This window comes from Candidatus Symbiopectobacterium endolongispinus (assembly GCF_018777385.1).
GTDB lineage: Bacteria > Pseudomonadota > Gammaproteobacteria > Enterobacterales > Enterobacteriaceae > Symbiopectobacterium > Symbiopectobacterium endolongispinus.
Window position 1 is genome coordinate 731,989 of sequence record NZ_JAFJYB010000003.1, and the last position, 11,886, is coordinate 743,874.

An 11,886-nucleotide genomic window follows, 5' to 3' on the forward strand; every position below is an offset into this window, starting at 1 on the left:
GCAATTTCAAATGAGTAGCGATGGAACATCATCAGGCACCCCATTAATATACCGTGTGCGTCCGGGCATACGGCGGCTACCGGGAGGGGAGCGGCTGGAATGCCTGTTATAAAAAAACACCCGATTCACCGGGTGTCATACTCGCTAACTCTGCGTGAAACACGCTGGTGTTGGCGGCGTTTTATGGCTAACAAGTCCCTGCCGGAGCAGGGATCTTGAGACAAGAAACGGTGATGCGGTTAGGCTGCGGTAGGCGCCGGTTTTTTAGCGGCTTCCTTCACGTGTTTCTTAGCGGCTTGCGCTTTTTGCGCAGCAGCCGGTTTGGCGGCTTTTTTAACGGTCTTTTTCGCATGTTCCTGAGCATGTGCAGCAGGTGTGGTTGCTGGCGCAGCCGTGGTGTTCGCTGCAAACGCGACAGAGGAGAGACCCAGAGCGGCACCTGCGATCAACACTAATACTTTTTTCATCATCAATTCCTCATTATTCCGTTCACATGTGGGCCCTGAAGCGGCCCGGTGAAAGAAGCATAAGAAAAAGCCCGTTGAGGGTCTGTGAGTCATTGGTATCGGTGTGTAACGCAATGTACACCTTCAGGATGGGAGTGCAGGGCGAACAGGGATATCGGTTTTGATTGGCCAGCAGAAGCGGAAACGCGCACCGCCCCATTCATTGCTCTCCACCACAATAGTGCCGTCATACGCCTGCACGATGGCATAAACAATCGCAAGGCCCAGCCCACAACCACCACTGCTGTTTTCCAACCCTGCCTCCAGTCGGATAAACGGCTCAAATACCGTTTCCCGGTCTTCCTGAGCGATGCCGGGGCCGTCGTCATCCACCTGAAGACAGGCCATTGGCCCATCGCGGGATACGCTGACCATGATGCGTGAGTGGCAGAAACGCAGTGCGTTATTAACCAGATTATCCAGCACCCGCTCTATCAGGCGCATATCAAGATAGCCAATATCCGTACCTGGCAGTATCGACAGCGCGAATACCTTATTCCGCATGCAGCATGCGCCACTCATCGATTTTATTTTGCAGCCAGGCAGTCACATCAATTTGCGCCAGGTGGAGTGAGACCTGCGGGCGATCGAGACGTGCATAGGTCAGCAACTCGTCAATCAGCGCTTCCAATTGCCCAATGTCGCGGTTGAGCGCCGTTTGTTCATCCTCACTCAAATTGTCGCTCATGGCGAGGCGATAGCGCAGGCGTACCAGCGGAGTGCGCAATTCATGGGCAATGTTGTCGATCAGCCGTTTTTTACTGACAATCAGCTGATTGAGATTATCGGCCATTTGGTTAAATGCGATACCCAGTCGCACCATGCTTGACGTGTTATCATAGTGCAGACGCTCTTCAAGATGGCCTTCGCCCAATCGCTGCGCGGCATTTTCCAGCTTCAACATCGCCTGCCAATGTGGTCGCATCCACAAGAACACCGGCAGTGCCAGAGAAAGACCAATCATCATTACAAATAGCAAATCCCACAGCCGCATCTCATGCAGAAAAAATAAGGGATTGGCCCGACCGAGAGCACGTAGTGAGAGCGCGGGATACACTGGATAAAGGTGTATTGATCTTCAATCGCGATAATTTCGCCCTGATTCAGCCGCTGCTGCGCTTTCGGCGATAAACGGTATTTACTCAGCGACTCAATGTTCAGCGTGAACGACAGGTTCAGGTCCATCTCATTGATGGTTTTATGCCATTCGCGCGGCGGGATGGTACGCAGCTCATTGCGGATCAGATAGAGCGAGCTTTTCATCAGATCGTCCATCGACTGACGGCCTGCGCGCTCCGCGGTCATTTTGTAGACCAATCCTACCAGCAGCGTCATTACCACGAAGCTGGCAAACAGTAACAGAAAAAACTGCACAAACAGTTTTCTCATGGTATGGCGCTCTCCCAGGCGTTCGTTGCGAAAAGGTAACCTTTGTTACGCACGGTCTTGATACGGAAGGGTCCTAGTGCATTGTCGTGCAATTTTTTGCGCAGACGGGAAATGGCCACGTATATACTGCGATCCATGCCGTCATAACTGACACCGCGCAGATTTTTGAGCAACAAATCCCTGTCCATGGTGTGTCCTGCATGGGTCACCAACTGCCACAATAAATCGAAATCGGCGGTGGATAGCACAATATTCTCTTCCGCCAGCGTCACTTCACGATTAACCTGGTCGATACACAGCAACCCGAAGTGCAGCGTTTTGTGCACCTGAACCTGCGTGGCGGGTTGCGCCGAGTATTGACGCAGATGAAGTCACAAGCGGGCAAGCAGTACGGCTGGTGGCGTCGTTTTCAAAATATAATCATCTGCGCCCATTTCCAGCGCCAATATGTGGTTCATGTCGCTGTCAAGCGAGGTCAGCAGCACGATCGGGCCACTGTACAACGGGCGCAACTCGCGGCAGATGGTCATGCCATCTTTGCCCGGCAGCATCACATCCAACAACACCAGATCGGGGTTTTGCTGCGCGATGAAGTCGAGCGCTTTATCGCCGCGCGGCTCCAGATGAATATCTATGTCATGTTTTCCCAGATAAGCCGCAATCAGTTTGCCCACTTCAGGGTCATCTTCCACAAAGGCAATCTTATGCATAGTCACTGTAGCTATTGTTCTCTACAGTCAGCCTGCCGTGTGGCAAACCGTTTTCGTCTTGCGTTAGCATAGCACCCACACATTAGCGGCACCAGCAATGAAGCGTAAAAGGGTATATCGTGCAGATACCGGATTTCATTGCAATATCGTGAACTTGATAACGTGCTCGCGCTGTCAAATCACTCACGCTCGTGACAATTATAGAGGGGTAACCTGTGAGCCTGGTAAAACAGGGCAGATTTATTATCGACGTTTGATGAAAGGTGATTGACGTACAAGTGACGCGATGAACCCACTAGCGAACAGGAGAGAAGGACATGGGACATAACCCAGAGTCTGTGTGTTCCAATGAGGCGTTAAGTATTGATTACGCTGAGTATTTGGCAGCGCTGTGTAATAAACGCTGGCGTTTTATTGATGCCATGTATGGCGTGTTGCCGATTATCGGCATGGTGACGAAATCTGCGTCGACCCGTCAGGTCGCTCCGCAAGAGCAAATGAAAATGCTGGCAATGCAGGTGCTTTCCACGCAGGTCAACGATGAAACCAACCTGACGCGACTGATCGCGCTGGCGCAGCAGCAGAAACTGACAGCACTGAATATTGTGTTGCCGTATCCGCTGACGTCGCAACAGTTGGTGACGATCCGCGAAGCCTGCGCTGCGTCAACAACAGTGTCGCAGCGCAATGACAATGAATGCCTGAACGTCCAGATTACACCGGTCTAGGCCGCTTGCGCGGCCCGATGGGGGATCAGATTAATCGATAGACTGCGTTGCTTCCAACGCTTGCACCAGCGTGGGATAAAACGTGCGGCGTCCCGCGATGGGATGCACATTGGCGCGCGCCAACGTTTTCAGCGGCTGGAACGGAATATCGGTTATTAATAGCTGCCTGTCAGCGGGTAATGCATCGCTGAAACGCAAGAACGCATTCAGTCCTCCCGCATCCAGAATCGGCACCGCATCCCATTGCAGAATGATGGTCTGATAATTTTCGCTACGTTGCAGAATGTCGTTAAAAATGCGTTCCGCAGCGGCGAAAAACAGTGGGCCGTTCACCCGCAGTACCAGTCGCGTCGGCGATGAGGTTTCAGGGCGTTCGCTAAGCCGGGTCATTTGGGCGATGCGGCGCATAAACAGCAGCGACGCCAACACAATCCCCACCGTAATCGCAATCACCATATCAAACAGCACGGTCAGGGACATGCAAAGCAGCATGACAATGATGTCATCTTTGGGGCCATGACGCAGCAAATCCACCACTTTATGGGCTTCGCTCATGTTCCAGGCGACGATCAGCAGCAGCGCCGCCATGGCGGCCAATGGCAGATAAGAGAGCCAGTGGGCAAGCACCAAAAGCGCCAGCAGCACCAACAGCGCGTGCACCACCGCCGAAATGGGGGACGTAGCCCCGGCGCGCACGTTGGCGGCGGAGCGCGCGATAGCCGCGGTGGCGGTGATGCCGCCAAAGAACGGCGCGACCAGATTACTGAAGCCTTGTCCCATCAATTCGGCATTGGAGTTGTGTTTTTTACCGGTCATACCGTCCAGCACCACCGCGCACAGCAGCGATTCGATAGCGCCAAGCATCGCCATGGAAAATGCCGCATGGAGCAGGGCAGAAATGCTCTGCCAGTTGAGCGTCATCGCCGGTTCACCGGCTGCGGACACGTTCCACGGTAGCACCCACTGCGGCAGAATAGGCGGAATGCCCTGACCCTGAGAGCCATCAGCCAGCATATAGCTAAAGCGGGAGCCGATGGTGGCGACATCATGGCCCATCAGCGACATGATACCCATGACAGCAACGCCTGCCAGCAGCGCAGGCAGATGGTCTGGCAAGCGGATGCCCAGTTTGGGCCAAAAAACCAGCACTGCCAGCGTAGTCAGGCCAATAAGTGTATCAGCCATCGTCAGAGTTGGGAGCGCTTGTGCCAGCGCCATCACCTTTTCGATATAGTGCTCCGGCACAGTGGTCAGGTGCAGACCAAACAGATCCTTAATCTGCATGGTGGCAATGGTGATACCGATGCCCGAGGTAAATCCTAGAGTCACTGACAGCGGGATATACTCAATCAGGCGTCCAAAGCGGCAGACGCCCATCAACACCAAAAATACCCCGGAAAGCAGTGTGGCCATCAGCAAGCCTGAGAGGCCAAACTTCTGGGAAACCGGGTAAAGAATCACCACGAAGGCTGCCGTTGGGCCGGAAACGCTATAGCGTTACCCTCCGGTTACCGCAATGACAATCCCGGCAATTGCCGAGGTGTAAAGCCCGTACTACGGTGGAACACCGCTGGCAATCGCCAGCGCCATTGCCAGCGGAATGGCAATAATCCCTACGGTGATACCCGCGATAATGTCGTGAACCAAACGTTGTGCGGTATATTTTTCGCGCCAACAGGCGGCGATCAGCGCACTAAAAGGCGTAACCCCGCTTACTCCATGCGTTTTCATCTTATGTCAGACCAAAAAAATGGCGGGCAGTTGGCCCGTCGTCGATAAGTGAAGTGTAGGATACGCCTGTTAAGCGCGGAGTGTTAAGACTTACATCAAAATGCAGGGTGCCCTGACGTAAAATCAGGGCTTTCCCGTAGGATCACAGCATGATTGTCATCAAATACGCAGCAAAAAGCGCTAAATGTGCGCTGCCGTTCAACACGTTAGTCCTGCCCGTTGAGAACTAAATATGACATAACATCAACACCGAGACCATGACGACGATGCTTGGCATTTCCAGACCGAAATTCAGCGTATTGCCCGTTAAGCTGGCAATTACGGTTACTGCTGGCACGGTCAGTGAAATGGTGGCGAGCACCGATCCGAAAAACAGGTTCATTGCACTCTGTACCTGATTACGCAGCACTGCTTTGATGGCGCCCAACCCCTCAGGAGAGAGAATAAGCAGTGCGACCAGAAAGCCAGTGAACTGCTCTGGGGCATTCATGCGTGTCAGCAGCGCATTAAGCAGCGCAGAGTCCATTTTGGTGATACTGATCACCGCCACCAAATGAATTAGCAGCCAGGCGGTGTGCCACAACGAACTGTGTGAAGAGGGTTTGCCATGGTGCTGGTCGCCGTCATCACTTTCATCTTCATGTTCTTAGATAAACAGGCTCTGGTGCGTGCGCGTTTGAATCAGGAGAAACACGCCGTACATGGCGGCGGAGATGAGGGGATAATCAGCGCTTGCCCGGTGGTAAAATTACCGCCCGGCAGTGAGGTGGGGAAGACCAGCACGATAATTGCCAGCGGGAAAATGGCCATCAGGTACTGCTTGATACCGATCAAATTGACGTGCTGCGTGGCAAATTTCCGACCGCCTAACAGTAAGGCAAATCCGACCAGACCGCCGCTGACGATCATGATGATGGAATAAAACGTATCACGCATCAGGTCCGGGCCGGCATCGCCCGTGGCCATCAGCGCAGAGATCAGGCTCACTTCAAGAATGACGACGGAGAGGCTGAAGATTAGTGAGCCGTAGGGTTCGCCCAGCCGGTGGGCCAACACGTCAGCATGGCGTACTACGCTAAAGGCGCTGGCGAGAATGCCCACCAGTGCAATAAAGTTGATGCCAAGGATTGCCATCAGGTTTTGTGCATCGCTCCATTGCAACAAGACAAACAGCGCGATGATGGGGAAGATCAGGTAATATTCGTGGTGACGCGTTTTGATCACCTCGGTGTGCGACTTCATGGCGGGCGGCTCCTTATCAAAAGTATTGAGTCTTACTAACAGTGCCGCACGCCTTATTGTTCTATTTAAATGCGCCACGCTGGTAGCGACGGCAATGCATGGTTAAGGGTGTGACGTTGCGGAAAAAGTGGCTTACAGGTAATTATAGCCTAAAAAAACAGAAGCAGATTAGCAGAATGCGCGCAGCAGGCGGGAGATTTTAAGTAATTTTACATTCTTGGTGACTAAAATAGGATTAGTGGGGAGAATTTGGCAGTTTTCTCCCCACTGTATTGATGTGGCTAGTGAATTTTAGCCCACTCAATTATCCGGATTATCCATGACATCGTGACGTTTCTGGTGATAATCCTCTTCGTTTAACCCTTCACGCCAATATGGCACAGCGTGGAGTTGATTTCTCTCAACCTTAAGTTCTCTGCGTACGTAACGGCGTAGTTGCACCACGATGCGGTCTTCGCCCGCCAGCCAGAAAAATGCGCGGCTGGCGTCAATATCGCGCGTCACGGCGTGGAACTGTTGCAACAACGTATCCGTGCTGGCGGTCGAGCCGACCAACCAATGCACGCTGAGGCCGGTGAGGGCGGCCAGTAGCAGGAGATCGGCTCACTGTCGATGCGGATAACGGCATGGCCGGTAGCATCGGGGGGCAGCGCCGCAATGGCGGGCAGTGAAGAGGGATCGCCTGCCAGATAATAGGCGCTGTACGCAGGCAGCATGGGGTGCGGACCACCCGGTTGAGTAATGCCTACGCTGTCTCCGGGCTGCGCGTTGCGGGCAAACGTGACGGCGGGTCCGCCGTGGTCGTGCAAGGCAAAGGCAACATCCACTTCGCCCAATTCTTGCCGGAATGTATAAAAATAGCATAAGTGTGCACGACGGGGCGCACCTCGACTTCAGGCCATTGCGGGCCTCGCTCACCCAATGTGGGTAACGTAGGCGCTTTCTGGCCTGGGCGCGCTAAAAACAGTTTGATATGTGCGGCATGTCGCCCGACTGCCGGATAGTCGGGCAGTGTATCGCTGTGAAAAGTGATGCAGCGCAAGTGCGGTGAGAGATCGGTGATGCGTTTAACCTGGATTAGTCGGGGTTGGGCTGGGCGAAAACCTGTCGGATGAGTCATTAAATTTCTCCATCATTCAGCCGATATAATTATTGATTTGATGGACAATATCATAGCATGTTGATGATAGTGATTATCATTTTAGTGACAGGCAAAAAGCACGTGTGGCTAAAAAAGCGTTGTTCACCCTTTTTTGTTACGATTTCAGCGTTACATTAGCCCTTTGTGATTAAGATCAAGCTTGATTGCCACACAAAGAATGGCATATTCTGGAATGAGTTGCAGAAATTTTAAGCAGTTACGCTGTTTTTTGTCAGAAAAAACGCGGCGGTTATTGTTCGGTTATTGGCTGTTGTGGGGTTTAAGGTATTGTTAACACGCGATTTTTTACAAAAGGCTGATTGTGGCACGTCTTTTGGTTGTATCGAAGAAAACTTGCTGCTCACGCCCCAGCAGCGAGCGGACTCCCTGAACCAGACGCTATCGCGTCGCCCTGATAGCCCGGTTTGGGTCTTTGGTTACGGCTCACTGATGTGGAATCCGGTATTTACACCGGAGGAAGCCCGTTTGGCCACACTTTCCGGCTGGCAGCGTGCATTTTGCCTGCGCCTTACGGCAGGACGCGGTACGGCAACGCAACCTGGACGCATGCTGGCATTAACGCCAGGTGGGAAAACGACCGGGATAGCATTTCGTTTTCCGGAGGCTTCACTGCATGAAGATCTGTAACTGCTGTGGAAGCGCGAGATGATCACTGGTTGCTACCGTCCGGAATGGTGCGATCTGCACTGCCAAAACGGCGAAACCATCACGGCGTTGGTGTTTGTTTCGCAAGATCAACATCCTCTGATCGAAGCGGATACCTGCATACACCGCGTTGCTCCCCTGATTGCCAGAGCCAGCGGCCCGTTGGGAACTAATGCACAGTATCTGTTTGCACTGGAAGAGGCGCTCAAAAAACACGGTATGGCCGATGAGTGCTTAACGGCGCTGGCGCAGCGGGGGCGAGAGCTTCAGGAACAGGCGAAGCAGGCATATCCACAGCAGGGCGACTGGTGGGGCGTTTAGCATCGTTAACCAACATCGCGTTAATTAACACATCATCGAACAACACCTTATCGCGTCGCCATTGACCGCAATAAATCAGTCAATAGCGACGCAACTGGTTACCAACCTACGCCAAGGCCCAGCGTATACATGGTATCGTCCACATCCCCTTGATTACTTTCGATGCTGGTGCGCACCACGCGCATACTCAATGAAGACCAGTCGGTCAACTTGAAGCGCAAGCCGCCTTCCGCTTTCAAATAGATGGGTGCAGTACCATCCAGTGAACGCCCAACTTCACCGTTGGTGAAGGCTTCAATGGTTTTGCTGTACAGATAACGGTTGTAGGCCCATTTCAGAACGGCAGAGTAGAAGTTGTCTTCTTTGCCTTCCGTTTCATTCTGATAGGTAAAGGTTTGGCTGTTGACCAGAGACGTCAGAGAGAACGCGCCTAAATCATTGTCCCAGTACTGGTAACCGGGACCAAGACCGAACGAGCGGTTGACCTTGATGTTCTCGATCCAGTCGCGTTTGTAATAGTAACGCGATTTGACGAACCATTGCTCATCGAGAAATTTATCCAGTGCGTATTCGCCAGAGGCATTCTTGGTGCTGCGCACATCATTCTCTGTGGCTTCGTGGTATGTACCATCCACGTTATGACGCCAGTTGCCGTGGCGCATCCGGGTATCGAGGGTGACGTCGTAGTTTTCTGTCTCAGTAGAGCTCTTCTTGTGCAACATCTCGGCGTCGATATTGCCTTTCCAGGAGAAGTCAGTGACCAACGGTTTCGCGGTAACGATAGATTTGATATTGGTCAGCGCCAGCGTTTGTTCACCTTGACCTACACCGGCAGGCGCGCCGACGACGGAACGGGTTTCACCAGCTTTAAGGCTAGGATAGAGCACGCCGTTTTCATAGCGCTCGCCCTGAATTACCAACCCGTGGTCGGATTCGAAGGTTTTGACCTGATCCCAGGCAACAGAAACGGAGCCTGCATAATCCGTGGTGATAAACAGTTTGCCGCCGTCAAGCAGCGTAATTTTCCAGGTAATTTTGTCCCTGTTGTTGAGCCAGACCGTATCGGCGTAGCTTGCAGACGTGCCAGCCGTCGCCAGAGCAAAGGCCAACCCCAGGGAAGATAGTGCGTGTTTAGTATGTGTCATTTTTTGGGAGATAATACAGTGGAAGTCGTTGATGAATAATGCTGCCAATGGCGCTGGCTAAAGCAGTTGGGCCGTTAATTTCAGCACTGTAAACAGTAACAGGAAATGTGATCTGGCTCTACAATAAAACATCGATTCGTTAGAATCTAAATTGTTATAAAACATATCAATGATGATTAAGCGCTATAACCAGATCAAAATCACATTTCAATAAGGTGCTATCCCCTCTGCGCCGTCCGGTGGTGCGAAGAGAGGGAAGGGACATCATGCCGTTTGTTGTGGCTTGCGCAGGTTTCTCTCAAGACGCGCCTTACGTGGCAAAAAACGCGTTGTGAGAAATTGGCGCACCCGCGCCACAATTTGCTCCTGGAACAGTAAGCAGATAACCACGGTTGCCAGCAGAAATATATCTTAGCCGGGAAGTGAAAGCTGCACGTTCCCGGCGGCCACGGCGCACTGCTCCCAATCGCTAAAGCAGATCTTAGGATCGCCGCGTAACAGTTGCTCCAGCGTTCGGAACAGATTAAACAGCGGAACATGCAACGCAAAAATAGAGAGTGATGCTGCACCAAATCGCGGTGACCAATGGCGCGCCAGTGGCTATCCGAATCGCGTGCCAGCGCGCTCAGACACACTAATCCCACCTGAGCGGGCAGCAGCAGACCGTTGTGCAACAAGAAATACCAGTAGGCCTCGCCATTGGTGAACAACCAGGCACCCGCGATGAAATTCAGCAGAATGAACGCGGCAACCCCGGAACGTTGACCACTGGTCAGCGGCATTCTGGCGCGATCGCGATAATGGCGGAATAGCGCATAACCTAAAATCCCTGCTAAAAATTCTGGCAAACGGAAAATAGGCCCGCGTTGCAGTAAACCGGTGTAGGGCATACCAAACTGCTGCTCCCAAATAATCCAGACAGGTGGTATCAAATAGAGCAGACAAACAATACCAAGCCACAGCCAAGGGTGACGACTGTTAAGTAAGCGTGGCCCCAGTGCAGGGAACAGTAAATAGAAGAAAAACAGCGTTGAGAGCGACCACAGCGGGGCATTTAAGGTCAGAAAGTAGGGATTCCACTCTTGCAGCATAAATACCTGCAGCAGGCCATTGAAGAGCAACTGTGCATTGGTCATGTAATGGCGCAGGCTTTCCGGGTCGACATTCGGCTCATTCTGCCCCTCCGGTGGAACCGCCAGCCATTGCATCAGGGTGACCACGGCGATAGAAGCGAGCAGCGCCATGATATGGATAGGATAAAGGGTGAACAGCCGTTTGGCCCAAAAATGGCTGGCGGGTTCGCGCAGTTGTCCACCGCGAATATAAACGTGAGCCAGCAAAAAACCGGAAAGCACGAAAAAGGTGCTGGTGGCGAAAAAACCCATGCTGGTCAGTTCACTTAAAAAAGGCACACGTTTTATCTGGGGATAAACATGGGCAGTGTGATAGATCATCACATAGCAGCCGAGCAGAAAACGCAGCCATTCCAGTCCAATAAAGCGTTCTGTACGCGGTTTAATCATGATTGTCCCTCAGTGCCGAGCAGCAGTGCGCATTACGCCAGATGGCGTCGAAAATCATTACCGCGGCAAATAACAAAAAACGACTCTTAATGTAAGTTTAGCGAAGTAAATAGCGGGAATAAGTAGGATTATGACGATAATCCTCATTCTTGTTTATGAATGGTTTAATATTCATGATGTTATTTAACCAACCAAAAAGAAACGTAAAGTTTTTTAAAGAAGACGGAGTCTCTTTTTTCATCGGCATTCAGGTTTGCTCGTGAACGAAATCCGATCGAACGCATGAATGGCAGTAATGTTTATAGGGCGATTAAATCTCACAGAACAGCGCTAAGCAGCCTGGCAATCAAGGAGTAACAATGTTAACCGTGGATTTTTATTTGATCGATGCGTTTACACAGCACACGTTTGGTGGCAATGCGGCAGCGGTATGCCCATTGACGGCATGGTTGCCGGATGAACGCTTGTTGCAGATGGCGCGCCAGCACAACCAATCGGAAAAGGCCTTTTTCGTGCCCTCAGAGCAGGGCTTTGCGTTACGTTGGTTTACCACTCAGGGTGAAATCAACCTGTGTGGACACGCCACGCGGGCGGCAGCGCATGTAATTTTCACCGCCATGGGGTACGCGGGAGATACGATCCGTTTCTCGACCTGGTTTGTCGGGGAACTGACGGTCACGCGCAGTGACGCGTGGTTGACGCTTGATTTCCCGGCCTGGCAGGCGGAGCCGGTCACGCCGCCCGCGCTGCTATTGCGCTGTTTAGGGATCGACGCCGCGGTTGA

Annotated in this window: 4 protein-coding genes and 8 pseudogenes; 3 read left to right on the plus strand and 9 right to left on the minus strand. The window is 52.3% G+C overall.

The features are described 5' to 3' along the window. Positions 1 to 239: 239 nt before the first annotated feature. From asr to JZM30_RS25000, 4 genes and pseudogenes are all read right to left on the minus strand, one after another. On the minus strand, positions 240 to 470 hold the full coding sequence (gene asr, locus JZM30_RS15160; RefSeq protein ID WP_438801507.1) for an acid resistance repetitive basic protein Asr: 231 nt from the start codon (positions 468 to 470) through the stop codon (positions 240 to 242). Between the two features lie 120 nt (positions 471 to 590). Beyond that, a pseudogene (gene rstB / locus JZM30_RS15165) lies at positions 591 to 1,895 on the minus strand (two-component system sensor histidine kinase RstB). After that, positions 1,892 to 2,209, minus strand: a pseudogene (locus JZM30_RS24995) (winged helix-turn-helix domain-containing protein); the annotation flags it as partial. The pseudogenes JZM30_RS24995 and rstB, both read right to left, overlap by 4 nt. A gap of 60 nt (positions 2,210 to 2,269) precedes the next feature. Further along, a pseudogene (locus JZM30_RS25000) lies at positions 2,270 to 2,605 on the minus strand (response regulator); the annotation flags it as partial. 317 nt (positions 2,606 to 2,922) lie between these two features. Here JZM30_RS25000 and JZM30_RS15175 point away from each other — a divergent pair. Next, complete coding sequence (locus JZM30_RS15175; protein WP_252319639.1) at positions 2,923 to 3,333, plus strand: hypothetical protein; 411 nt, start codon at positions 2,923 to 2,925, stop codon at positions 3,331 to 3,333. Between the two features lie 30 nt (positions 3,334 to 3,363). Here JZM30_RS15175 and dauA read toward each other — a convergent pair. The 3 pseudogenes from dauA to JZM30_RS15190 form a co-directional block, all read right to left on the minus strand. Next, positions 3,364 to 5,064 (minus strand): annotated as a pseudogene (dauA, locus tag JZM30_RS15180) (C4-dicarboxylic acid transporter DauA). Positions 5,065 to 5,206: 142 nt separating this feature from the next. Further along, positions 5,207 to 6,306, minus strand: a pseudogene (chaA, locus tag JZM30_RS15185) (sodium-potassium/proton antiporter ChaA). Positions 6,307 to 6,606: 300 nt separating this feature from the next. Next, positions 6,607 to 7,426 (minus strand): annotated as a pseudogene (locus JZM30_RS15190) (siderophore-interacting protein). 309 nt (positions 7,427 to 7,735) lie between these two features. Here JZM30_RS15190 and JZM30_RS15195 point away from each other — a divergent pair. Continuing rightward, a pseudogene (locus tag JZM30_RS15195) lies at positions 7,736 to 8,434 on the plus strand (gamma-glutamylcyclotransferase). 98 nt (positions 8,435 to 8,532) lie between these two features. Here JZM30_RS15195 and JZM30_RS15200 read toward each other — a convergent pair. Next, entirely contained in the window at positions 8,533 to 9,579 is a 1,047-nt protein-coding gene (locus JZM30_RS15200; protein ID WP_252319641.1) for a DUF481 domain-containing protein, read from the minus strand. A 264-nt stretch (positions 9,580 to 9,843) separates the two neighbouring features. Then, positions 9,844 to 11,102: pseudogene (locus JZM30_RS15205) on the minus strand (acyltransferase family protein). A 359-nt stretch (positions 11,103 to 11,461) separates the two neighbouring features. On the opposite strand from JZM30_RS15205, the gene JZM30_RS15210 reads away from it, so the two are divergent. Further along, on the plus strand, positions 11,462 to 11,886 hold a 425-nt coding region (locus JZM30_RS15210), incomplete at its 3' end, for a PhzF family phenazine biosynthesis protein (protein ID WP_252319643.1).